24 protein-coding genes and 1 riboswitch are annotated in these 23,514 nt (G+C 69.3%); of the genes, 19 read left to right on the forward strand and 5 right to left on the reverse strand.

Annotation, left to right across the window (positions count from 1 at the left end):
• Nucleotides 1-86: 86 nt before the first annotated feature.
• The 11 genes from ASF21_RS11400 (at nucleotide 87) to ASF21_RS11450 (ending at nucleotide 13,376) form a co-directional block, all read left to right on the forward strand.
• Nucleotides 87-1,565 (forward strand): four-carbon acid sugar kinase family protein, encoded by a 1,479-nt coding sequence (locus ASF21_RS11400; protein WP_055771121.1) that lies wholly within the window; start codon nucleotides 87-89, stop codon nucleotides 1,563-1,565.
• Nucleotides 1,555-2,493, forward strand: a complete 939-nt coding sequence (locus ASF21_RS11405) for an NAD(P)-dependent oxidoreductase (protein WP_268753692.1) — start codon at nucleotides 1,555-1,557, stop codon at nucleotides 2,491-2,493. Before ASF21_RS11400 ends, ASF21_RS11405 begins: the two co-directional genes overlap by 11 nt.
• Nucleotides 2,471-3,193 (forward strand): FadR/GntR family transcriptional regulator, encoded by a 723-nt coding sequence (locus ASF21_RS11410; RefSeq protein WP_055771124.1) that lies wholly within the window; start codon nucleotides 2,471-2,473, stop codon nucleotides 3,191-3,193. The genes ASF21_RS11405 and ASF21_RS11410 overlap by 23 nt, the downstream gene beginning before the upstream one ends.
• The gene (locus ASF21_RS11415) at nucleotides 3,190-3,954 is read left to right on the forward strand and encodes an SDR family NAD(P)-dependent oxidoreductase (RefSeq protein WP_055771127.1); all 765 of its coding nucleotides are present in this window, start codon (nucleotides 3,190-3,192) and stop codon (nucleotides 3,952-3,954) included. The genes ASF21_RS11410 and ASF21_RS11415 overlap by 4 nt, the downstream gene beginning before the upstream one ends.
• A gap of 226 nt (nucleotides 3,955-4,180) precedes the next feature.
• Nucleotides 4,181-4,307: riboswitch (SAM riboswitch) on the forward strand.
• Nucleotides 4,308-4,457: 150 nt separating this feature from the next.
• A complete protein-coding gene (locus ASF21_RS11420; RefSeq protein ID WP_200914823.1) occupies nucleotides 4,458-6,149 on the forward strand; it encodes an ABC transporter substrate-binding protein in 1,692 nt (563 codons plus the stop codon).
• Complete coding sequence (locus ASF21_RS11425; protein WP_055771132.1) at nucleotides 6,150-7,082, forward strand: ABC transporter permease; 933 nt, start codon at nucleotides 6,150-6,152, stop codon at nucleotides 7,080-7,082.
• Nucleotides 7,079-7,996 (forward strand): ABC transporter permease, encoded by a 918-nt coding sequence (locus tag ASF21_RS11430; RefSeq protein WP_055771135.1) that lies wholly within the window; start codon nucleotides 7,079-7,081, stop codon nucleotides 7,994-7,996. Before ASF21_RS11425 ends, ASF21_RS11430 begins: the two co-directional genes overlap by 4 nt.
• Complete coding sequence (locus ASF21_RS11435) at nucleotides 7,993-9,750, forward strand: dipeptide ABC transporter ATP-binding protein (RefSeq protein WP_055771138.1); 1,758 nt, start codon at nucleotides 7,993-7,995, stop codon at nucleotides 9,748-9,750. Before ASF21_RS11430 ends, ASF21_RS11435 begins: the two co-directional genes overlap by 4 nt.
• Nucleotides 9,747-11,336: an LLM class flavin-dependent oxidoreductase gene (locus tag ASF21_RS11440; protein WP_082471504.1), complete on the forward strand. Its 1,590-nt coding sequence runs from the start codon at nucleotides 9,747-9,749 to the stop codon at nucleotides 11,334-11,336. The genes ASF21_RS11435 and ASF21_RS11440 overlap by 4 nt, the downstream gene beginning before the upstream one ends.
• On the forward strand, nucleotides 11,333-12,769 hold the full coding sequence (locus ASF21_RS11445) for an acyl-CoA dehydrogenase family protein (RefSeq protein WP_157365884.1): 1,437 nt from the start codon (nucleotides 11,333-11,335) through the stop codon (nucleotides 12,767-12,769). Before ASF21_RS11440 ends, ASF21_RS11445 begins: the two co-directional genes overlap by 4 nt.
• A 37-nt stretch (nucleotides 12,770-12,806) precedes the next feature.
• Entirely contained in the window at nucleotides 12,807-13,376 is a 570-nt protein-coding gene (locus ASF21_RS11450; RefSeq protein ID WP_055771141.1) for an MOSC domain-containing protein, read from the forward strand.
• 57 nt (nucleotides 13,377-13,433) lie between these two features.
• On the opposite strand, the gene ASF21_RS16915 is transcribed toward ASF21_RS11450, so the two are convergent.
• Both ASF21_RS16915 and ASF21_RS11455 read right to left on the reverse strand, forming a co-directional pair.
• A complete protein-coding gene (locus tag ASF21_RS16915) occupies nucleotides 13,434-13,601 on the reverse strand; it encodes a hypothetical protein (RefSeq protein WP_157365885.1) in 168 nt (55 codons plus the stop codon).
• 15 nt (nucleotides 13,602-13,616) lie between these two features.
• Nucleotides 13,617-14,171, reverse strand: a complete 555-nt coding sequence (locus tag ASF21_RS11455) for an isochorismatase family protein (protein WP_055771144.1) — start codon at nucleotides 14,169-14,171, stop codon at nucleotides 13,617-13,619.
• Nucleotides 14,172-14,347: 176 nt separating this feature from the next.
• Between ASF21_RS11455 and ASF21_RS11460 the strand changes: the two genes are divergently transcribed.
• The gene (locus tag ASF21_RS11460) at nucleotides 14,348-14,785 is read left to right on the forward strand and encodes a VOC family protein (RefSeq protein ID WP_055771147.1); all 438 of its coding nucleotides are present in this window, start codon (nucleotides 14,348-14,350) and stop codon (nucleotides 14,783-14,785) included.
• A 126-nt stretch (nucleotides 14,786-14,911) separates the two neighbouring features.
• Here ASF21_RS11460 and ASF21_RS11465 read toward each other — a convergent pair whose 3' ends face one another.
• Complete coding sequence (locus ASF21_RS11465) at nucleotides 14,912-15,376, reverse strand: VOC family protein (protein WP_055771151.1); 465 nt, start codon at nucleotides 15,374-15,376, stop codon at nucleotides 14,912-14,914.
• 103 nt (nucleotides 15,377-15,479) lie between these two features.
• Between ASF21_RS11465 and ASF21_RS11470 the strand changes: the two genes are divergently transcribed.
• Nucleotides 15,480-15,923 (forward strand): DUF3054 domain-containing protein, encoded by a 444-nt coding sequence (locus ASF21_RS11470; RefSeq protein WP_082471505.1) that lies wholly within the window; start codon nucleotides 15,480-15,482, stop codon nucleotides 15,921-15,923.
• Between the two features lie 31 nt (nucleotides 15,924-15,954).
• Nucleotides 15,955-16,236 (forward strand): Lrp/AsnC family transcriptional regulator, encoded by a 282-nt coding sequence (locus ASF21_RS11475; protein WP_055771154.1) that lies wholly within the window; start codon nucleotides 15,955-15,957, stop codon nucleotides 16,234-16,236.
• Nucleotides 16,237-16,286: 50 nt separating this feature from the next.
• Here the strand turns inward: ASF21_RS11475 and trpD are convergent, their stop codons facing one another.
• Complete coding sequence (trpD, locus tag ASF21_RS11480) at nucleotides 16,287-17,348, reverse strand: anthranilate phosphoribosyltransferase (protein ID WP_157365886.1); 1,062 nt, start codon at nucleotides 17,346-17,348, stop codon at nucleotides 16,287-16,289.
• 148 nt (nucleotides 17,349-17,496) lie between these two features.
• Here trpD and ASF21_RS11485 point away from each other — a divergent pair, with 148 nt between their 5' ends.
• The 5 genes from ASF21_RS11485 (at nucleotide 17,497) to ASF21_RS11505 (ending at nucleotide 22,550) form a co-directional block, all read left to right on the forward strand.
• Nucleotides 17,497-18,135 carry a heme-copper oxidase subunit III gene (locus tag ASF21_RS11485; protein ID WP_082471506.1) on the forward strand — a complete coding sequence of 213 codons (639 nt, stop codon included), beginning with the start codon at nucleotides 17,497-17,499 and terminating at the stop codon, nucleotides 18,133-18,135.
• A gap of 86 nt (nucleotides 18,136-18,221) precedes the next feature.
• On the forward strand, nucleotides 18,222-19,013 hold the full coding sequence (locus ASF21_RS11490; RefSeq protein ID WP_055771158.1) for a c-type cytochrome: 792 nt from the start codon (nucleotides 18,222-18,224) through the stop codon (nucleotides 19,011-19,013).
• A gap of 72 nt (nucleotides 19,014-19,085) precedes the next feature.
• Nucleotides 19,086-20,108: a ubiquinol-cytochrome c reductase iron-sulfur subunit gene (locus tag ASF21_RS11495; protein WP_055771161.1), complete on the forward strand. Its 1,023-nt coding sequence runs from the start codon at nucleotides 19,086-19,088 to the stop codon at nucleotides 20,106-20,108.
• Between the two features lies 1 nt (nucleotide 20,109).
• On the forward strand, nucleotides 20,110-21,795 hold the full coding sequence (locus ASF21_RS11500; RefSeq protein ID WP_055771163.1) for a cytochrome b: 1,686 nt from the start codon (nucleotides 20,110-20,112) through the stop codon (nucleotides 21,793-21,795).
• Nucleotides 21,796-21,905: 110 nt separating this feature from the next.
• Nucleotides 21,906-22,550 (forward strand): hypothetical protein, encoded by a 645-nt coding sequence (locus ASF21_RS11505; protein WP_055771168.1) that lies wholly within the window; start codon nucleotides 21,906-21,908, stop codon nucleotides 22,548-22,550.
• Nucleotides 22,551-22,672: 122 nt separating this feature from the next.
• On the opposite strand, the gene ASF21_RS11510 is transcribed toward ASF21_RS11505, so the two are convergent.
• Nucleotides 22,673-23,464 (reverse strand): GntR family transcriptional regulator, encoded by a 792-nt coding sequence (locus ASF21_RS11510; RefSeq protein ID WP_055771586.1) that lies wholly within the window; start codon nucleotides 23,462-23,464, stop codon nucleotides 22,673-22,675.
• Nucleotides 23,465-23,514: the final 50 nt, after the last annotated feature.

Genomic DNA, 23,514 nt, shown 5'->3' on the forward strand with positions numbered 1-23,514 from the left:
GAATGTGCTGCCTGTCACACTAGCACTGGACATATGACATCTGACAAGGGTCCTGGGGCGATGACCAGGAGTGAAGGTGCGGATCAGTGATACTCGAGGAAGAGTTGCTCGGCCCCTATCCGGCGGTCCGGCCCGTGGACCCGGCGACGATCGCCGCCGCGGTCCAGGAATCCGGGCGGATCCTCGTAGTCCTCGACGACGACCCGACCGGCACCCAATCGGTCGCCGATCTGCCGGTCCTCACCTCCTGGGAGCCGGTCGACTTCGCGTGGGCCTTCGCCCAGCGGATCGATGGAATGCCTGCACCGGCGGTCTATGTCCTGACCAACACGCGCAGCCTCGACCGGCAGGCCGCTGCATCGCGCAACCGGGAGATCGTTGCGAACTCGCTCCGGGCCGCTCGCGATGCCGGCGTCACCGTCGGGTTCGTCAGCAGAGGGGATTCAACCCTCCGGGGCCACTTCCCGCTGGAGACCGACGTCATCGGCGAGACCCTTCGCTCCCTCGCAGGCATCAGGACCGACGGCGTCGTCATCGTCCCGGCCTTCCCCGACGCCGGCCGGATCACCATCGGCGGCACCCACTACCTCCGGGGAGACGAGGGTACGGTCGTCCCGGTCGGGCACACCGAGTTCGCCACGGACGCCACGTTCGGGTTCACGTCCTCGGACCTGGGTGACTACGTGGCGGAGAAGAATGGTGGAACGGCCGGCGCCGTCGTCCGGCTCGACCTCTCGATCATCCGCTCGGGAGCCCAGGCCATAGCCGACGCACTGGACCGCGTGACCGACGCCGTGCCGATCGTGGTGGACGCCGTCACCGAGGACGACCTCCGAGCCCTCGCCCTGGGGCTCGAGGAATCGGAAGGCCGCGGCAAGAAGCTGCTCTACCGGGTGGGTCCGCCCTTCGTCCGTGCCCGGATCGGCCAGAGCGAACGCGCGCCGCTCACGGCCGAGGACGTCTTCGCCGACCTGGACGCTCCCACCTCGGGCGGACTGATCGTGGTGGGCTCCCACGTGGGACTGACCACCCGGCAGCTGGACGCCCTGGTGGCCCGTCGACCCGAGGCAGGGCTGGTCGAACTCGACGTCGAGGCCGTCCTCGACCCCGATCGTCGGCAGACCGCGGTGGCCGACGCCGTGCAGGCCGTCGTCGACGGGCTCCCCCTGGGCGAGGTGATCCTGCACACGAGCCGCCGCCTGATCCGGACGGACGATCCGGAGCAGAGCCTCGAGGTGGCCCGCACCATCTCCCGCTCCGTGGTCGACGTCGTCCGCTCCACCCTTGGCGCAACCTCGGTCCGCTTCGTCGTCGCCAAGGGTGGCATCACCTCCTCCGACGTCGCCGCTCACGGCCTCTCCATCCGGCATGCGATGGTGCGCGGACCCATGCTCCCGGGCATCGTCTCCCTCTGGCAACCGGCCGACGGCCCCGCCCGCTCCGTCCCGTTCGTGGTCTTCGCCGGCAACGTGGGAACGGATGATTCCCTCGCCGACGTCGTGGACATCCTCCGCTCTCCCGCGACGGACCGCACAGCATCGGCGGGTGACACCCGTGACGCCTGAGGCCGGCCCCCCGCAGGTCGCCGTCCTGGGCCTCGGCGCCATGGGCCTGCCGGTGGCAACCCGGCTGGCCGGTGCCTTCAGGATCATCGGCTACGACCCGCTGCCGGCTTCCCGGGAGAAGGCCGAGCAGACCGGCGTCAGGTGCGCGGCGTCGGCCGCCGACGCGGTGGCCGACGCCGGGATCGTGCTCCTCGCGGTCCGCGATGCAGCCCAGGTGGAGAGCGTCCTCTTCGGCGAGCACGGCATCGCCGCCGCACTTGCACCGGGTGCCGTCGTCGTGATGACCAGCACCGTGGGCCTGGACGCCGTCGCCGCCTGGACCACGCGTCTCGCCGAGCAGGGCGTGGCCCTGGTCGACGCACCCCTGTCCGGTGGCCCCGTGCGAGCCGGCGAGGGCGATCTGCTGATCGTCGTGGGCGCCGAACCGCGCGCCCTCGACACCGCACGCCCCGTCCTGGAACGGCTCGCCTCGACCCTGACCGTGGTCGGGACGAAGGCAGGGGACGGTCAGGCCTTGAAGACCGTCAACCAACTCCTCTGTGGCGTGCACATCGCGGCGGCGGCCGAGGCACTCGCCCTCGCGGATGCTCTGGGGCTCGACCGCCGGCAGACGCTTGCCGCGCTGGAGGCGGGGGCAGCATCGTCGTTCATGCTGTCCAACCGTGGGCCGCGCATGGTGGAGGGGTACGACGACGACGTCCAGGTGCTGAGCCGCCTGGATATCTTCGTCAAGGACCTGGGCATCGTCGGGGATGCTGCCCGGGCGGCGGGACTCGCCGCCCCTGTGGCCGCCGCGGCCGAACAGCTGTTCCTCCTCGGCCAGGTGCAGGGTCTGGGCACTGCCGACGACTCAGCCGTCATCAAGGTGCTCGCTCCCCGACATCGCACGACCGAGGAGGACACGGATGGCGCGCAAATCCCTCGCTGAGTCGGTGTTCGACGACCTGCTCGAACGGGTCATCGACGGCACCTACGCACCCGGCTCGGCCCTCCCACCCGAGAACGACCTCGCAGCGTCGAGCGACGTGAGCCGTCTGACGGTGCGGGAAGCGCTCAAGCGACTGCAGGCGCAGAACATCGTGCAGATCAGGCGGGGCCTCGGAACGTACGTGAATCCGGCGGCCCAGTGGACCGATCTGCAGGCCATCCTCAGATATGCGTCCACCACGGCCGACTCCCCCGACGTGGCGCTGCGCCTGCTGGAGATCCGCAGGATGGTAGAGACCGGTGCAGCGGAGCTGGCGGCACTCCATTCCACGGACGAGGACCTCGAACGTATGGAGGAGGCGAACCTCGCCTTGCGGGCCGCTCACCACGCCGGCGACCTCGATGCCGTGACCGCGTCGGACCTCGCCTTCCACGACGCGATCTTCCGGGCCTCGGCGAACCCGTTCCTCCCGGTGATCCTCGGACCGCTCAGTCAGCTGCTCTACGCGATGCGACGCGCGACCTCGTCCTTCCCCCAGGTACAGGAACACGCCATCGAACATCACCAGGTGGTCCTCGCGGCGATCCGTACCCGCAACCCGGAGGTCGCGCGCAAGGCGATGCAGGCGCACATCAACCAGACCTACGACGACTACGAGCACTTCATCCACCAGCAGCAACGACACCAGGAGACCACGTGACCTTCCCGACAGAACGCACCGCAGTCCTGACCGGCGCGGCCTCGGCCCGCGGCATCGGCCGTGCCACGGCCGACCGGCTGGCCCGCGACGGGTGGTCCGTCGCCATCCTCGACATCGACGGCGCCGCAGCCGAGGAAGCCGCAGCAGCCATCGCGGAGCGGCACGGTGTTCGTACGGTCGGCGTCGCCGCCGACGTGTCCGACGAGGCCTCGGTCGACGCCGCGATCACCATGGTCGAGGCGACGGTGCCGCCGATCGTCGCCGTCATCAACCTGGCCGGCATCAGCTCTCCCACGGGGTTCATGCAGGAGACCAGGGCGGCCTGGGACAGGGTCTTCGCCGTCAACATGACCGGCGCCTTCCTCGTCACGCAGCGCGCCCTGCGCGGGATGATCGAACGCAAGCTCGGCCGGGTGGTCAGCATCTCCTCCATCTCCGCTCAGCGCGGCGGCGGCACGTACTCGAAGGTGGCCTACAGTGCGTCGAAGGCGGGCATCATCGGCTTCACCCGTGCCCTTGCGCGCGAGATGGGGGAACATGGCATCACCGTCAACGCCGTGGCACCCGGCCCTGTCGATACGGACATCATGGGCGGAACCCTCACCGATGATCGCAAGCAGGACATGTCCAGGGACATCCTGATGGGACGTGTGGGCACCGTCGATGACATCGCCGCGCTGATCTGCTTCCTGGTGGGACCCGACGCCGGCTACATCACCGCGGCCACCTACGACATCAATGGCGGTCTGCAGATCTCCTAGGCCTGCGCGGGATCCGCGACGCGCTGTCGGTGACGATGAGCGGCACCGCCGGGGATTCTCACGTGCGCGCCTTTCCGGAGTGCAGGGAATTGCGGCGTGTCCTTCTGGACACCTCGAAGGCGCCTTCGCCGAATTCCCTGCACTTTCGATAGATGATCGAATCTTCGCGTCACATTACTTCTTTTATTTCCCCAAGCCATCAGCACTCTGCTTATAGTTGGGACAGCTTCAAGAGACGCGGTCGGAAAGCTCCGACTGGACCGCGCACCAACCCCATGTTCCTGGGTGGTTCGGATGACGAAGCGGCCTCCACCCCGGCGCATGCGCCGGACCGGTGCGGGCAAGAGCACTCCGAAAGGGCTTCGCCGTGAGCTGTTCAGCACTCCCCTAGCATTTCTCTCCCTGTCCCGACGTCGCGCCCTGCGCTGCTGACGAGGGACTGCTTCCACCTTTCTCCGGACGCCCTTCGCTCGAATGCGTCCTTTTTCCCGAGGGAATTCACCATGCCTGAAATGTCGATCCATCCTGCCCGGAATTCATCCGGTGCATTCACCTCCGCCCTACCCTTCCGCACGCCGCTGTCACGGACGGCCCTCGGCGCCGTCACCCTGATCGTCGTCCTCGCCGGATGCGCCGGACCCACGGGATCCACTGCGCCGGCGGGCACCGAGCCGGTGTCCGGTGGCATCCTCGACGTCTCCATCTCCGCAGAGCCCGGCTGCCTCGACGGGCACGGTATCTCGGCCACGCAGCAGCAGTTCCTCGGGCGTCTCATCTACGACAACGTCGTGACCCTGGACGAGGACGGGGAGATCGCGCCGTACCTCGCCGAGTCCTGGGAGATCTCCGAGGACGGCAGGACGTACACCTTCCGCCTGCGCGAAGGTGTCACGTTCAGCGACGGGTCACCCTGGAACGCGGAGGTCTTCGGACAGAACCTGGAGCACATGCGGGACCCGGCCACCAAGTCGCCCCTCGCCGCCGCCTACATCGCCCCGTACGTGGACGGGACCGTCGTGGACGAGTACACCTTCGAAGCACACCTCGCCCACCCCTACACGCCGTTCCTCTACACACTCGCGCAGTCCTGGCTCGGCATGAACTCGGGCAAGGCCATTACCGAGTCCCCGGAGACCCTCTGCCAGAATCCCATCGGCACCGGCCCGTTCACCGTGGAGGACTACCGGCCCGGGCAGAGCATCAGCTACGCGAAGCGGGAGGACTACGACTGGGCGCCCGCGTGGCTCGAGGGTGAGGGCGCGGCCCACCTCGACGGCGTCGAGGTCACCCTCGTCGCGGAACCGGTGATCCGGCACCAGTCCCTGGTCTCGGGACAGTACGACCTCACCGAGAACCTGGCACCCCAGAACGCGGCAGCGGTGCAGGCGGACCCGAACTTCGTGTACGAGAACCTGCCGAGGACGGGCAGTCCCTACGTGCTCGGCTTCAACCTGGCGCGCGCTCCGTTCGACGATCTCGCCGTCCGCCAGGCCTTCGCCGCTGCCGTCGACACCGAAGCGGTGACCGAGAGTCTCGGGTTCGGCACCTACACACCGATCGACAGTTTCCTCTCGAAGGAGAGCAAGTACTACGATCCGACCGTCGAGGGCGTGCTGACCTACGATCGGACACGAGCGGACGCTCTCCTCGACGAGGCCGGCTGGACGGGGCGGGACGCAGATGGCTTCCGCACCAGGGACGGCGCGCGGCTCACCGTCGAGGTGCCGACCGTCGAGAGCTCGACGCCCAGTCCCCTGCTCGTGCAGCTGCAGGGTGAGGCGCGGAAGGTGGGGTTCGATCTCCGGATCATCCAGGTACCCCAGGCCCAGCTCACGGAACTCCGCTACGCCGGCGATTACGACGCCCTGGCCGGCGTGTGGCACACCAACACCACCGATGTCCTCTTCATCCGGTACCACTCCTCGGAGATCACGGGTGAACGGATCGGCCAGAACTCCTCCTCGGTGGATGACCCCGCCCTGGACGCGCTGCTGGCCACCGCGCGGGAGTCCGATGACGGGCCGGAAGCGGCGGAGGCCTACGCGAAGGCCCAGCACCGCCTGCTGGAGATCGTTCCCGGGGTGCCGCTCTACGAGAATCCGAGCCAGTTCGCCTACTCGAGGACGGTGCAGGGCGTCGCCGTGGACACCTCGCATCCCGTGCCCGTCCTCACCTACGCCTGGAAGGCGGAGTAGGTGGCCGTCCTCCGCCGCGTCGTCACCCGCCTGCTGATCGGGGTCGGCGTCCTGTGGGGCGCGGCCTCCCTCACCTTCCTCGCGATCCATCTGGTACCGGGGGACATCGCCCTGCTGATCCTCGGTGGGCCGGACGCCCGACCTACCCCGGAGGCCCTCGCCCAGGTCCGCGCCGACTATCTGCTCGACCAGCCGTTCGTCGTGCAGTACGGCAGCTACCTGGGCAACCTGCTGCAGGGTGACCTCGGACAGTCCTATCGGCTGCGCATCCCCGTGTCCGAGGCCATCGGACAGCAGATCGGGGCGACGGCGGCCCTGTCCGCCGCCGCCGTCGCCCTCGCGCTGCCCCTCACGTTCGCGGTGGCGATCCTCTCGGCGCAGCGCGCCCCGTGGATCCGCGGGATCGTCTCCGGGATCGAGGTGGTCCTCGCTGCAACCCCCACGTTCATCATCGGGTTCGCCCTCCTGATCGTCTTCTCCTTCACGCTCCACTGGTTCCCCATCGGCGGCAACCAGGGGCCGGCCGCGCTCGTCCTGCCTGCCCTCACCCTGGCCCTGGCCGTCTTCGGCACACTGTCGCAGGTCCTCCGCAACGAACTCGAGGACGTCCTGGAGCAGCCCTTCATCCTCACGGCACGGTCCCGGGGCCTGCGGGATCTCGCCGTCCGCTTCCGCCACGCCCTGCGGCACGCCATCATCCCCGTGCTGACGATGTCCGGCTTCGTGGTCGCGGCACTGCTCGGCGGTTCCGTGGTCGTGGAGACGCTGTTCAGCCGGCAAGGGCTCGGTTCCCTCACCCTGGCGTCCGTGTACAACAAGGACCTCCCCGTCATCATCGGGATCGTGCTCCTCGCTGCCGCGGTCTACGTCGTGGTGAACCTCGTGATCGACCTTCTGTACACCCTCATCGACCCGAAAGTGGTGACCGCATGAGCATCACCGACCGCACGCTCGCGCCGGTCGCGGTGCAGGCCGCCCCGACCGGTACGCTCCCCACGCCCGCGGAGCCGAGGCCGCACGTACGAGCGGCACGACGACGGCCCGGTCTCCGCCCGGGGCTCGTCCTGGCCTCCGCGTTCCTCCTGTGGCTCGCCGCGGCGGTCCTCGTTCCCGGACTGCTCGCTCCCGGCGATCCCTACGCCGTCGAGCCGGCGAGGAGTTTCGAGGCACCCGGCCCGCAGGCGTGGTTCGGCACGGACGACTCCGGCGCCGACGCCTACACGCGGATCATCCACGGCACAGCGACATCGCTCTCGATCGGTCTCGGCGCGACCGCGATCGGGGTGGTCGGCGGCACCGCGATCGGCCTGCTGGCCGGCCTGAACGGGCGGCTCGTCGAGGCATCGGTCATGCGGGTGCTCGACGTGACCCTCGCCATCCCGGAGATCCTCCTGGCGCTCGTGGTGATCGGCATCATCGGCGGCGGGACGGGGAACGCCATCCTGGCGATCGGCGCCGGCAGCATCGCCTACTACGCGAGGATCACCCGTGCGCAGACCCACCTGGTCCGCCGCTCCGGGTACGTCGAGGCGGCGCGTACCCTGGGGCTGCCCGGCTGGCGCATCCTGCTCGCGCACATCCTGCCGAACGTCCTCAAGCCGGTCCTGGTGCTGGCGACGATCGGCGTCGGGTCCGCCATCGGAGCAGGTGCCTCCCTCAGCTTCCTCGGGCTCGGCACCCCTCCCCCCGCGCCCGAATGGGGTGCCATGCTCTCGGCCGGGCGCAACTTCATCTCCAACGCGCCGTGGCTGATCACGCTCCCCGCGGCCTTCCTCGTCGCCACCGTCCTGTCCATCACCGTCGTCGGGCGCGAGCTGCGCCGGCGGTCCGAAGGAAGACTCCCATGACCTCGCTCCCCGTGTCCCCCGTGTCCCCCGTGTCCCCCGTGTCCCCCCTCGTCGAGCTCCACAACCTGACCGTCGCCTTCGGGCACGGCGCCCGGCGCCGCGAGGTGGTGCGCGGCGTCAGCCTGTCCGTCCGGCCCGGTGAGTGCCTGGCCCTCGTGGGTGAATCGGGATCCGGGAAATCGGTCACCGCCCGCACCCTCGTGGGCCTGACCGGTCCGTCCGCAGTGGTCCGGTCCGACGTCCAGCGGTTCGGCGGGGTGAATGCCGGGCAGTGGTCCGAACGGCAGTGGTCCCGCGTCCGCGGGCGCCGCGCCGGGTTCGTCCTGCAGGACGCACTGTCCTCCCTCGATCCGCTCCGGACCATCGGCGCCGAGGTCGGTGAGGTCCTGCGGCTCCACTCCGAGCTGGACCGGCCAGGACGACGGCGTCGCGTCGCGGAGCTCCTGGCCTCCGTGGGCGTGCCGGATCCCGAGCTGCGCGCGGACCAGTACCCGCACGAGCTGTCCGGTGGTCTGCGGCAGCGGGCGCTCATCGCCTCCGCCGTCGCAGCGGACCCGGCCCTCCTCATCGCGGACGAACCGACGACGGCGCTGGACGCGACGATCGCGGCGCAGGTCCTCCGGCTCCTCGGCGGCCTCAAGGGATCACGGACCGGCATGCTCGTGGTGAGCCATGACCTCGCCGTCGTCGCCGACCTCGCCGATCGCGTGGCGGTCATGCGGGACGGGGAGATCGTCGAGGAGGGTTCGGCCGAGGCCGTCCTGCGGGATCCCCGCCACCCCTACACGCAGGGACTGCTGGCGGCCGTACCGTCCCGCGCGTCCCGGGGTCGCCGCCTCACCGCGCCTTCGTCCGCCGCCGCCGCGGGGACACCGGACCGGCCACCGTCGGACGCGCCCGCCCCGGCGGTGCGTGACCTCCGCGGGTCCGCCCGCCGGTCCCCGGCCGGCGACGCCCCGATCCTGACGGTCGCCGGGCTCCGGAAGGACTATCCCGGACCGTCCCGCACCACGCGCACCGCGCGCACCGCGGTGCAGGACGTCTCCTTCACCCTCGAAAGGGGGACGACCCTCGGGATCGTCGGCGAGTCCGGTTCGGGAAAGAGTACCGTCGCCCGGATCGTCCTCGGGGTCGAGCAGCCCGACGCGGGCTCCGTGCTGGTCCACGGACGCACCTGGGACGAGCACCGCGCGGCTCGCGACACCGCTGCTCGGCGCTCCGTGCAGATGATCTACCAGGATCCCCTGCAGTCCTTCGACCCGCGCAGGACCGTGCGGCAGGTCATCGGTCAGGCCGTCGCCGCGGCAGGGGTTCCGCGCAGGGCCCGGGCCGCCCGCGTCCTCGACCTCCTCGAGCTCGTGGACCTGCCGGCGGACCGCGCACGGTCCCGTCCGCTCGACCTCTCGGGCGGCCAGCGCCAGCGCGTCGCGATCGCCCGCGCGCTCGCCGCCGAGCCGGAGGTGATCATCTGCGACGAGCCGGTGTCCGCCCTCGACGTCACCGTGCAGGCGCGCATCCTCGACCTCCTGGCGGATCTCCAGGAACGGTTCGGTCTCAGCTACCTCTTCATCTCGCACGACCTCGGCGTGATCCAGCACGTGAGCCGCGACGTCCTGGTCCTCCGCGATGGCGTGGTGCTGGAGCACGGCCCGGTCGACCACATCTTCGAGTACCCGCGCCACGCGTACACGCAGCACCTCATCCATGCCATCCCCGCGCTTCCCGCCCTCCGGAAGGACACCGTCCGCTCATGACACGCCAGATCTCCTTCAATCTCTTCGAGATGAACTGCGTGGGACACATCTCCCACGGTCTCTGGGTCCACCCTGACAACAACCGCCACCGCTTCAACGACCTCGACTTCTGGGTGGAGACGGCGAAGCTGCTCGAGGCCGGTCTCTTCGACAGCGTCTTCCTCGCCGACGTCATCGGCACCTACGACGGCTATCGGGCCGGGCCGGAGACGGCACTTCGGGAAGCAGTGCAGATCCCGAGCAACGATCCGCTCCTGATCATCCCCGCCATGGCGGCGGTGACCGAGCACCTCGGGTTCGCTGCGACGTTCTCGACGACCTACGAGCCGCCGTTCGCCTTCGCCAGGAGGGCGTCGACCCTCGATCACCTGACCAAGGGCCGTTTCGGCTGGAACATCGTGACCTCCTACCTGCCGAACGCCGCCCGCAACTTCGGCCTGCCCGACGAGGTGGAACACGATCAGCGGTACGCGATCGCCGACGAGTACCTGGATGTCCTCTACAAGCTGTGGGAGGGGTCGTGGGACGACGATGCGGTGATCGAGGACCGCGAGCGCCGCGTGTACACCGATCCGTCGAAGGTGCGGTACATCGACCACCGCGGCCCCCACTTCTCGGTCGCGGGTCCCCACCTCAGTGCTCCGTCGCTGCAGCGCACGCCGGTGCTCTTCCAGGCCGGCAGTTCGACGGCCGGCAAGGCCTTCGCGGCGAGGCATGCGGAAGGGGTCTTCGTCGGAGGGCGTGACGCCGCCGCGTACCGCGACAACGTCGCGGACGTCCGCCGGCTCGCCGTCACGAACGGCAGGGCAGCGCACCACATCAAGGCCTTCGCCGGTGCCGTGGTGATCGTCGGGCGGACCCACAAGGAGGCCCAGCGCAAGGCCGAGGAGTTCCGCCGGCTGTCCAGCGCGGAGGGCTACCTCGCCCATGCCGGCGGTGGCGGGATCGATCTCGCCGCGTACCGTGCCCACGAGGTGATCGACGACATCCTCGCGCGCGAGGACCGCCCCGGTCGTGACCGGCTGCCCAGCAACCGACGGCATCCGGCGGGCACGACCGTCGGCGAAGCCCTCGAGCGCATCACGAGGTTCGACCGCGGCCCCTTCGTGGCCATCGGCACGCCGGTCGAGGTCGCGGACGAGATCGAGCGATGGGTGGAGGCCACGGATCTCGACGGCTTCAACCTCCGGCAGTTCCTCACGCCCGGGACCGCCGAGGACTTCGTCGAGTTCGTCGTTCCGGAGCTGCAGAAACGGGGGCTCTACCGGCGCTCCTACGAGGAGTCCACGCTGCGCGAGCGCCTCTTCGGGCCCGGCAACAGGCGCCTGTTCCCAGAACATCCGGGAGCCCGCTACCGCAACGGTGCGCACCTCGGCGACGACGCGCGCCCCCTCGCCCGGGAGGAGGCGTCCGACGACGGGCACCTAGCCCTCCTGTCGGTTGCCGGCTCGTCGGTCGCCGCCTCGTCCCCCGCTGACCGGAGCGCTGCTGCGCCAGCCGTCGCCGGAGCGCCCGCAGGGGCCGACGCGTCCGGCGCCACGCCGTCGTCCGCCGCTACGCCGGCTTTCGCCGGAGGCAGGCGATGAGCGTGGCCGCGGATCGGGAACCGTCGACCGCCCGGGCCGAAGGGACACCTGTCCGGGCCGAAGCGACCACCGCCGGGCCGGCCGGGCGGACCTCCGGAACGCCCCACGCCGACAGGGCGGTCGATGCGGTCGGTGCGGTCGGTGCGGTCGGCCGCGGGCCCGGCACGGCGGATCCATCATCGACCGCCGCCCTCCTGGACCGGTTCCGTCCGCTGTTCGCCGGCATCGCCGAGGGCGCCGTGGACCGCGAGCAGCAGCGCCGGCTGCCCTTCAGGGAGGTGGCGGCCCTCAAGGAGGCCGGCTTCGGGGCCCTGCGGGTGCCGGTCGAGTACGGCGGCTCCGGTGCCACGCTCCGGCAGCTGTTCTCGCTGCTCACCGAGCTGGCAACCGCCGACTCCAACCTCACGCAGCTGTGGCGCGGCCACTTCGCGTATGTCGAGGGGCTCCTGCTGCAGCCGCCGTCGGCACATCGCGACCGCTGGCTCTTCGACATCGCGGCAGGAGCGATGATCGAGAACGCGTCGAGCGAGCTGACGGGAACCTCGCTGCGCGACATCCGGACCGCCCTCACCGAGACGGACGGGCGGGACAGCGCCCTCACCCTCACCGGGTCGAAGTACTACAGCACCGGGAGCCTCTACGCGGACTGGATCGCGGGCAGCGCTGTGCGCGACGGCGAGCGTGTGGGCTACGCGGTCCGCGGCACCGCCGCCGGCGTGGAGCGCGTCGACGACTGGGACGGCTTCGGGCAGCGGCTGACCGGCAGCGGGACCACCCATTTCACCGACGTCAGGGTGGACCCGGCGCATGTCCGCACCTACTCTCCGGATGCCCCGAGCCATGTACACGGCTTCTTCCAGCTCGTCCTCGTCGCAGCGCTCGCGGGTGTCGCCCGCGCGGCGGCCCGTGACGGTGCGGACTTCGTGCTCCCGCGCACGCGCTCCTACATCACGGCGACGACGGCGCTCCCCCGGGAGGACCCGCAGGTGCTCCAGGTGGTCGGAGAGGTGGCGGGGCGTGCCTTCGCGGCCGAGGCCGTGGTGCTCGCGGCCGCCGACGCTCTCGACGCCGCCGCCGGACTCCTCCTGGCGGACCCGGCCGATGTTTGGCTCGCCGGGGACGGTCCGGGTACCCGACCGGCGACCGGCAGGGCGGCGGATCGTTCCGCCACAGGTCCCGACACCGCTGCACGGGCTGCAGTGGACGCCGCCGAGGTCGCGGTGAACCAGGCCCAGCTGGTCGCGGTCGAGCAGTCGCTGAGGGCGGCGACAGACCTCTTCGAGATCGGCGGAGCCTCCGCGACGGAGGCCGGCAGGGCGCTCGACCGGCACTGGCGCAACGCGCGCACCATCGCCTCCCACAATCCGGCCGTGTACAAGGCGCGCTCGGTGGGCCACTGGCTGGTGCACGGCGAGCGCGAGCCCGTCCCCTGACCCGCAGCGGGTCCGGCCGTGCGGGTAGCGTGGGTGCATGGCCGAGTTCAGGTACGACGTCGAGATCCTCCACCTCCTGGTCTCGCCCGCGCACGCGTACTTCGGGCGCGCGAAGGACGGGGCGGCGGACGTCCCGACACAGGATGCCCCCGGCGTCGACGTGGTCGCGGGCAAGGGGATCGTCGGTGACCGCTTCTTCGGGAAGGCCGCCCACATGGACGCGGCGGTGACACTGATGGCCGTGGAATCACTCGACGCCATCGCCGCGGACCTCGGTGCAGAGCCCTTCGACGCCCTCCTCCCCCGCCGCAACATCATCCTGCGCGGTGCCGAGCTGACGCCGCTCATCGGCCAGGACTTCGCCCTCGAGACGCCGGCGGGAACCGTGGCGTTCCACGGCGGACGCCACGCGCACCCGTGCGCTTGGATGGACCGCGTGCTGGCGCCGGGTGCGCATAAGGCCATGCGCGGCCGGGGCGGGGTCCGCTGCCGCCCGCTGACCAGCGGGACGCTGCAGCGCGGGCGCGCCGTCCTGATCAGCCCGGTCCTGCTCGACCCCGGCAGGGCGCACGTCGCCTCGGTGCTGCGACCGGGCCGCCTGCCCTGACGGGGGTCCTTCCCCGACGCCTGTCGTCATTCCCCGGGTGAGCCGCCGGAATCGCCGTCACCGGCAAGATGGCGAGGCGTCATCGCGCGCCGGAAGGATGCGCACACTGCCCACGCCCACGCCCACGCCCTCGATCGCCGTCGCTCGCCCGCTCGCCCGGTCGGCCGACGCGTCCACGGCGTCCACGGCGTCCATCAACGGCTCACCGGCGTCCACGGCGTCCATCGACGGCTCACCGGCTCACTCCGAGAAGGCCACCTCCCGGGTCGTCGCCACTGCGGCCTTCCTGCCGGGCGCGGTCTGGTTCCGCCAGTACAGGTTGGTGTGCGCGATGACCCTGTCCGGCGTCGGCGCGCCCCACGCGCTGAGGTCCTCCGTCGTGTGGGCGTCACCCACGAGGGTCACGTCGTACCCGCGGACGAAGGCCCCGTGGATGGTCGAGCGGATGCAGGCGTCCGACTGTGCGCCCGAGACCACGAGCCGCCCCACCCCTGCCGCCGCCAGGACGTCCTCGAGGTCCGTACCCTCGAACGCATCGCCGTGCGCCTTGTGCACCAGGCGCTCGCCGTCGAGGGGACGCAGCTCGGGCACGACCTGCCACGCGTCCGAGTCGCGCTCGAGCTCCTCGTCGGAGTGCTGCACCCAGACCACCGGGACCGCCTCGGCACGCGCGCGCCGGACGAGCGCCCCGATGTTCGCGACCACCGCGTCCCGGTCATGGGCGGACGCGACGACCCCGTTCTGTACGTCGACCACCAACAGTGCTGTGGAGGGACGGTGCTCGAGTGTCGTCATGGCTTCTCCTCGTCGGTACCGGATGTCCGTGCTGCGCTCCCCTCGGGGCAGCGGGATCCTTCAGCGGCTGCCACCCAGAGTACGACGACGGCGCCTCCCGGAGGGAGGAATGCGGACAGGGCAGTTCCGCAGGGTCGGGAAGCCGCCACCACCGCTCCGTCCGCGATACTCAGGTCATGGATCAACAGGTGCACTTCGTCACGCTGGCAACGCCCGACCTCGACGCGGCACGGCAGTTCTACACCGCAGGCCTCGGCTGGACACCCCTCATGGACGTCCCCGGCGAGATCATCTTCTTCCAGGTGGCCCCCGGCGTCCTCCTCGGGCTGTTCGACGCGGAGTCCTTCCGCCGCGATGTCGGCGGCAGTGCGTCGGGCGCTCCCGCGGGTGCGCACGGGATGAGCCTCTCCCACAACGTCGGCTCACGGGAGGAGATCGCGGTGACCGTCGGACGCCTCGCCGACGCCGGCGGAACCGTCCTGAAGGACCCCCAGGACGGCGAATTCGGCGGGATCCACCATGGCCTCGTTGCCGATCCCAATGGCATCATCTGGGAGATCGCCCACAACCCCGGCTGGCGCGTCGACCAGCTCGGGAACGTCCGTCTGGCGTGAGGGCCGCGCGAGCGGCCCCGGCCCCGGCTCAGGACTCGGCGTACCTCGCGTGAGGCCGGCCGGGCCCCGGATCGGGACCTGCCCGATGCGGCTGCAGGGCGTCGGGGCCCAGGTCGGGTGACCCGTTCAGGTACCGCGGTAGGCCGTCTCCAGGGCGGCGATGTCGAGTTTCTGCATCGTCAGCATCGCGGCGACCGCGCGCTGGGCGCCGTCGGGGTCGGCTCCGCCGATGAGGGACGGGAAGACGGCAGGGATGATCTGCCAGGACAGGCCGTAGCGGTCCTTCAGCCATCCGCACCGGCTCTCCTCGCCGCCCTCGGTCAGCGCCGCCCAGTACCTGTCGACCTCCTCCTGGTCGTTGCAGGAGATCTGGAAGGAGACGGCTTCGGTGAAGGAGTACTGGGGACCGCCGTTCAGCCCGACGAAGGGTTGCCCGTCGAGCTCGAAGGACACCGTGAGGGCCGGGTCGCTCTCGGCGGGGCCCGTGCGGGAGACATCGAGGATGCGCGAGTTCCGCACCACGGAGGTGTACAGCGCGGCAGCCTCCTCGGCCTGGCCGTCGAACCAGAGGCACGGAGTGATCGATCCCATGGGGGTACCCTTCGTCTGGCCGTGCAGCCGTGCACGGCTTCGTGTGGTGCGTGGCTCGAACCTAGTCCAGGAGACCGGGGTCGACAAGCAGTAGGGTGGCCCCATGCCGAGCCGCCCCACGACCAGCCCCACGACCAGCCCGACACAGGATCGCTCCGGCCCGCCCCGCACCTCCCCGGTCAGCCCGGCTCTCGTCTGGACCGGAGTCGACGTCGTCCTGATCCTCGCCTTCGCGGTGTCCGGTCGCAGGACCCACGAGCACGGGGTGACCTTCCTCGGCGTGCTCGACACGGCGTGGCCCTTCCTCGCCGCCTATGCCGTGGTGAACCTGGCACTGCGCGCCCGGCGCTCGCCGTCGACGCCGTGGCCCACCGCCGTCGTGCTCTGGCTGGCGACCGTGGTGGGCGGGCTCCTCCTGCGCGCGGCGTCGGGTGAAGGGGTGGCGCTCAGTTTCCAGATCGTGACGCTGCTGGTGCTCGGGACCTTCCTGGTCCTCCCCCGCGCCGTCGTGCGCGCCCTCCGCCGCCGTCGCCTGCCGGTAGCGTAGGAGCAGATCCCTTCCCCCCGAAAGGCACTCCATGATCACCGCATTCGTCCTCATCCAGACCGATGCCTCACGCATCCCCGAGAGCGCGCAGGCCATCTCCGAGATCGAGGGCATCAGCGAGGTCTACTCCGTCACCGGCGAGTGGGACCTCATCGCGATCGCCCGCGTCAGTCGCCACGAGGACCTGGCCGACGTCATCGCGGACAGACTGTCCAAGATCGAGGGCATCCGCTCGACGACGACGCAGATCGCCTTCCGTTCCTACTCCCAGCACGACCTCGACGCCGCGTTCTCCCTCGGGTTCGACAGCTGACGGCCACGCTTCCGGGAGGACCGACCGCAGAGCCCGCGGCGGCCGTCGGGTCAGAGGGCCCGGCTGACGTCGATCCAGCGGGTGAGGGCGTTCTCGGCGGCGCCCGAATCGATGGAGGCACGGGCGCGGACCATGGCGGCCCGGAGGCGCTCGACGAGTGAGCCCTCCGCCGCCTCGTCGAGGGCGACCAGCCCTGCGGCGGCGTTGAGCACGACGGCGTCGCGCACCGGACCGGGGTGGCCTGCCAGGACAGATCGCACGACGGCGGCGTTCCCGGTCGCGTCGGTCCCGCGGAGGGCGTCGACGGGTACCACCTCGAGCCCGACGTCGCCGGGGTGGACCACCTGGGCCTCGACCCTGCCGTCCCGTACCTCCCACACCGTGGAGGAGCCGCTCGTCGTCATCTTGTCGCGGCCGTCATCGCCCCGGAAGACGAGGGCGCGGATGCCACGAGCCGCGAGCACCCCTGCCATCAGCGGCGCCATCCGCGCATCAGCGCAGCCGAGCGCCTGGGCGCTGACCCCGGCAGGGTTGCTGAGCGGCCCGAGGAAGTTGAACGTGGTGGGGATGCCGAGCTCACGTCGCGGGACCGCCACGTGTTTCATGGAGGGATGGAAGACCTGCGCGAAGCAGAAGGTGATGCCCGCCCGCTCGGCCGTCAGGGCCACCTCCGCGGGCGCGAGGTCCATGCGTACACCGAGCTCTTCGATGACGTCGGCGGCCCCCGAGGCGGAGGAGGCACCGCGATTCCCGTGCTTGACAACCCTCGCGCCGGCACCTACGGCCACGAGGGAGGACATGGTCGAGATGTTCAGGGTGTTCAGTCCGTCGCCGCCCGTGCCGACGATGTCGAGGGTGGGCCCGGCCACCTCGATCCGGTGGGCCCGGCCCAGCATCGCCTGCACCAGGCCGACGAGCTCGTCGACCGACTCCCCCTTGGCGCGCAGGGCCACGAGGAAGCCTGCGATCTGGACGTTGCTCGCCTCGCCGGACATGATCGCGTCCATCGCCCAGCGGCTCTGTCCGGTGCTCAGATCCTTCCGCCCGAGGAGGGAGGAGAAGATCGAGGGCCAGGTGGGGTACGCCGCGTCAGGGCTGGTTGTCAGGCTCACTCCCACAGATTATCTACGAATTGTAGAAAGTCATCACGGGGAACTTCCGCGTAAACACGGGCGTCGGCGCCCACTTCGGCGCGGTGGCGGCCCTGTGGGCCCCGTTTCGCGTTGGTGATCATGCCGATCTTGGGGACATAATGAGTCTGTGACATCTGCGACCCAAGCCCCCAGCGCCGCTCCGCATCCCGCCCTGAACCGCCCCAACATGGTCTCCGTCGGAACCGTGGTGTGGCTGTCCAGCGAGCTGATGTTCTTCGCCGGCCTCTTTGCCATGTACTTCACCCTCCGCTCCACCTCGAGCGAGCTCTGGGCGATGGAGACCGAGAAGCTGAACGTCCCGTTCGCCCTCGTGAACACCATCATCCTGGTGTCGAGCTCCTTCAGCTGCCAGTTCGGTGTGTTCGCCGCCGAGCGGCTCCAGCCCCGCCGCACCGGCGGGGTCTTCCAGCTGGCCCGCTGGGGCATGGTCGAGTGGTTCCTCCTCACCTTCGTGATGGGCGCGATCTTCGTGTCGGTGCAGGCCTACGAGTACGCCGAACTCGTCGCGGAGGGCGTCGCACTCTCCTCCAACGCCTTCGGCTCGGCCTTCTACATCACCACGGGCTTCCATGGCATCCATGTGATCGGCGGACTGATCGCGTTCCTGTTCATCATCGGCCGCGCCTTCATCGCGCGGCAGTTCGGACACTTCGAAGCGACCTCCGCGATCGTCACGTCCTACTATTGGCACTTCGTCGACGTCGTCTGGATCGGCCTCTTCATCATCATCTACTTCCTTCAGTGATTCCCTCCGCTAGACTCTTCTACTAGAGGTAGAATTCAATGAAGAACACCAGCAGCTCTGGCACCACGACAGGTAGGAAACACTCCGTGAAGGCACTTTCCCAGAGGCGGCGTCACCCACTAGCAGCGTTCGCCCTGCTCCTGATGGCGCTCCTCGTCACCGGCGGGATCTACGCCGCAGCCAGCACCGCCAACGAGGCTCAGGCGCAGACCACCACGTTCACGGCGAACGACGTCGAAGAGGGCAGCAAGCTGTTCTCCGCCAACTGCGCCTCCTGCCATGGCATGGGCGCCACGGGCTCGGACGCCGCTCCCTCCCTCGTCGGTGTCGGCGCCGCCTCCGTGGACTTCCAGGTCGGCACGGGCCGCATGCCCATGCAGATGGACGGACCCCAGGCGCAGGCGAAGCCGGTCCAGTTCACCGACGAGCAGATCCGTCAGATGGCCGCCTACGTCGCCTCGCTCGGTGCCGGCCCGGCCATCCCGGGTGAAGAGATCCTGAGCGCCTCGGAGGGTGATTCCTCCAACGGCGGCGAGCTGTTCCGCGTGAACTGCGCCATGTGCCACAACGCCGCCGCGGCCGGTGGCGCCCTGACCCGGGGGAAGTTCGCCCCGTCGATCGACGGCACCAGCGAGAAGCACATCTACGAGGCCATGGTCACCGGCCCCCAGAACATGCCGGTTTTCAGCGACGCGAACATCTCCCCGGATGACAAGCAGGACATCATCGCCTTCCTCAAGACCATCGAGGAGCAGGGCTCCCCCGGCGGAGCGGACCTCGGTTCGCTCGGACCGGTGTCCGAGGGCCTGTTCATCTGGGTCGCCGGTCTCGGCGTCATCATCGCCTTCACGGTGTGGCTCACGTCAAGGTCCTCGTGACCATCCGACTGAACACCGCCAACGAATCACAGACAGTGCGCATGCACCAGCCAAAGAAGGATGAGAGGGATTATGGCCGACTCTAGTCACGGCGCTCCCGGCACGTCGGTCACCGTAGCCGCACCGGGCGGGGAGCTCGACGAGTTCCAGAACCCGGGCCTGCCCCCGCACCGGCCGCGCCTGGCCGACCGCGACCCTAAGGCGGAGAAGCGTGCCGAGCGCCAGGTGGCGCTGCTGTTCGCGATCTCCGTCGTCGGGACCCTGCTCTTCTTCGTCGGATACTTCTTCATCCCGCTCGACCAGACCATCGAACGCCTCCGCCTGCAGAATCTCATGCTGGGCCTCGGCACAGCCTTCGCCATGCTCGGCATCGGCGTAGGAATCGTGCACTGGGCCAAGACGCTGATGCCGGACCACGAGGTCACGGAGAGTCGCCACGAGGTCCGCCCCGAGCAGGACCGCCAGGACGCCGAGAAGATCGTCAATGACATCCTCGAGGAGTCCGGCATCAAGCGCCGTCCCCTCATCCGCAACACCCTGCTCGGTGCAGCGATCCTCGCTCCCCTGCCGGCGATCGCCATCTTCCGGGACCTCGGTCCCCTGCCCGGCAATTCGCTGAAGCAGACCATGTGGGACACCGGCGTCCGTCTCACCCGCGACCCCAGCGGCACCCCCATCCGTGCCTCGGACGTGACCGTCGGATCGGCGTTCCACGTCATTCCCGAGGGTCTCAACGAGGTCGAGAACAAGCTCGAGGAGAAGGCCAAGGCAGTCGTCCTGCTCATGCGCCTCGACCCCGAGGAACTCAATCCCTCCCCAGGCCGGGAGAATTGGGGCTACGACGGAATTGTTGCGTATTCCAAGATCTGCACGCACGTCGGCTGCCCGGTAGCACTGTACGAACAGCAGACGCACCACCTGCTGTGCCCCTGCCACCAATCCACCTTCGACCTCGAGCAAGAGTGCAAGGTGATCTTCGGACCGGCAGCACGTCCGCTACCACAGCTACCCATCGAGATCGACGACGAGGGCTATCTCGTCGCATCGAGCGATTTCCAAGAACCCGTAGGACCTAGTTTCTGGGAGCGAGGCTGACATGAGCAGCTCAACCGCGACACATACCTACACGCCGAAGACGCGTGTCGGAAAGGTCACCGACTACGTCGACTCCCGGGTCGGCGGTTCGGGAATCGTCAAGGAATTCGGCCGGAAGATCTTCCCCGACCACTGGACGTTCATGTTCGGTGAGGTGGCGCTCTACACCTTCGTCATCCTGCTGATCTCCGGTACCTTCCTCACCTTCTTCTACGACCCCTCCATGGCGGAGACGCACTACGAGGGCAGCTATCTGCCGCTGCGTGGCGTCGAGATGTCCGTCGCCTATGCATCGTCGCTGGACATCTCCTTCGACATCCGCGGCGGACTGTTCATGCGTCAGATCCACCACTGGGCTGCGCTGCTGTTCGTCGCGTCGGTCGCCGTGCACATGCTGCGCGTCTTCTTCACGGGTGCGTTCCGTCGCCCCCGCGAGTTCAACTGGGTCGTCGGCTGCGTCCTCCTCATCCTGAGCCTGGCCGCCGGCTTCACCGGTTACTCGCTCCCCGACGACCTGCTCTCCGGAAACGGCCTGCGGATCATCGACGGTGTCATGAAGGCCATCCCGGTGGTCGGAACCTACCTGAGCTTCTTCCTCTTCGGCGGCGAGTTCCCGGGCACCATGATCATCGGCCGCCTCTACGTGCTGCACATCCTGCTGATCCCCGCGGTCATCCTGCTGATGATCGGCATCCACCTGTTCATGGTGGTGCTGCACAAGCACTCCCAGTTCCCCGGCCCCGGACGGACGAACACCAACGTGGTCGGCTACCCCGTGGGTCCCGTCTACGCAGCGAAGGCCGGCGGATTCTTCTTCATCGTCTTCGGTGTCCTCGCAGCGATCGCCGCGGCGTTCACGATCAACCCGATCTGGAACTACGGTCCCTACGACCCCTCCCCCGTATCGGCCGGCACACAGCCGGACTGGTACATCGGCTGGGTCGACGGCGCCCTGCGGCTCATGCCCGGCACCCTCGGTGACAACTTCGACTTCGAGTTCATGATCCCGTTCCCCTGGGGCGTCAACGCGCTCTCGCTGAACGTGCTCATCCCGGCCCTTGTCCCGGCGATCATCGTCTTCACGGCGATGTTCCTGTGGCCCTGGATCGAGGCCTGGGTCACGAAGGACAAGCGTGAGCACCACCTGCTGAACCGGCCGCGCAACGCCCCGACCCGCACGGCCATCGGCGTTGCCGGCATCACGTTCTACTGCGTCATGTGGGCCGCTGCCAGCTCGGACCTCATCGCCACGCACTTCCTGGTGTCGCTGAACGACGTGCTGTACTGGCTGCGCTTCCTCGTGATCTTCGGCCCGATCCTCGCCTTCATGGTCTCGCGGCGCATCTCCCTCGCGCTGCAGCGGAAGGACCGCGAGATCGCGCTCCACGGACGCGAGACCGGTCGTATCGTCCGACTCCCCCACGGCGAGTTCATCGAGGTCCACGAGCAGGTCGACGACTACAAGCGGTACAAGCTGACCGCCTTCGAGTCGCCCGAGGTCATGGTCCCGACGCCCGATGAGAACGGCAAGGTCGGTCTGGTCGACAAGGTTCACGGACGGGTGTCGCGCTTCTTCTTCGAGGACCGCGTCGCGCCGGTCACCCCGAAGGAGCTCGCCACGTCGCACGGCGACCACCACAGCGAGATCGCCGGCGCGAAGGACCGGGAGTCCATCGCCAGCCACTGATCGGCTGCTGATCTCGTCCTGATCGACCGAAGGGCCCGGACCTCACCGTCCGGGCCCTTCGTCATGTCCACGGAGGGCGGTACGCGCCGTCCAGTCCGGAGGTACTTCCCATGCATCACCACGACGACTCCCGGCCACTGCCCGATCCCGTTCTCTCCGGACGCAGGCGGGACACCGGGCTGTACAGGGCCGCGACGATCGTGAGCGAGGTCCTCGCGCCGGCCGTACTCGTCTCGTTGTTCCTCGTGATCCTGGCCTTCCGCTTCGCCGGGTGGCCCGCCGGGCTGCCCACCGCGCTGGTCGCCGTGGGGTTCACCACCGCGCTCCCCCTGGCCGGCGTGCTTGCGCTGGTAAGACGGGGCTCGATCACCGACCACCATGTCAGCGACCGACGTCAGCGGGCGCCGATCCTCGGCGCAACCCTCGTATCCATCGCCCTGGGCCTGGGGCTGCTCCTGGCGATCGATGCACCATGGGAGCTCATCTCCGGGGTGCTGTGCACCGTGGGCGGCGTGGTGGCGGTCCTGCTCGTCAATCTGGCGTGGAAGCTGTCCGCGCATTCCGCCGTGGCGGTCTTCGTCGTCGTCGGGTCCATGGGATTTGCCGGCGGGTGGATCGCCGTCCTCCTCGTGGTGCCTCTCATCATCGGCTGGTCCCGCGTCACGCTCGGGGCCCACACTGCCGGGCAGGTCCTCGCCGGGTACGTCGTCGGTGCCGTCATCGGCGGCGCCTTCGTCCTTGCGATCAGCGACTAGGACACGGCACTCCCGAGGGAGACGCGCCGGGTGCTGAAGCGCCCACGGTGCGCTACGCCGTCCTGGCGGAACAGCCGTCCGCAGCCACCAGCACCCTCCTGACGCCGGGGACGGGAATCCAGTTACCCGAGCCGCTTGGAGCTGTACGCGCGCGGCGTGCGCACCCCTGGGCGCTGCAGCGGAACCCACAGCTTGTAGCGGTCCGCCCGATAGTAGGACACCGAGTAGTCGATCATCGAGCGGGCCACATAGGCGTGCCGCTGGATCCTCAGCAGGGGTGCATTCAGCTCGACATTGAGCAGGCGGGCGATCGACGGTGAGGCTGCCGTCGCCTCGATGGTGTCCTCACCCCATTCCATGACCAGTCCGTACTTCTCGCTCAGCACGTTGTACAGCGAGGTCGGCGGAGGGTCGTCGAGGATGCCGACAACCCGGTGCGCCGGAATGAAGTTCTCGTCGACGCTCATCGGCTCACCGTCGGCAAGGAGCTGCCGACGGAACCGCACCACAGGCTGACCGATATCGATCTGGAGTTCCCGCGCCACGAGCGGCGACGCGCCCTGCTGTTCGAAGGCGAGGACCCGTGCGTCCGGCACCATGCCGCGACGGATCATCTCCTCGGTGTAGGACGTCATCTTCATGTGGAGGTCCATCTTGCTCCTGGCGACGAAGGTCCCGAGCCCGACGATCCGCTCCAGCACCTCCTCGGCGACGAGAGCATCGATGGCCTGCCGGACGGTCATTCTCGCGACACCGAAATACTCGCTCAGCTGCCGCTCGGAGGGGATGGCGGTCCCCGGTTCTCCGTACGTCTCCAGGTATCGCCGCAGGCTCTCGCGGAGCTGCACGTGCTTCGCCTCGTGCGACACCGGGTCCAGCGGCTCGGCGTCGAAGGGACGCGGGAGGATCGTCATGGCCATCCAGCTCCTGTCGTCCTGGTTCCTACCGGCCGACGACGGTGCGG

It is taken from the genome of Arthrobacter sp. Leaf234, from assembly GCF_001422665.1.
GTDB lineage: Bacteria > Actinomycetota > Actinomycetes > Actinomycetales > Micrococcaceae > Arthrobacter_D.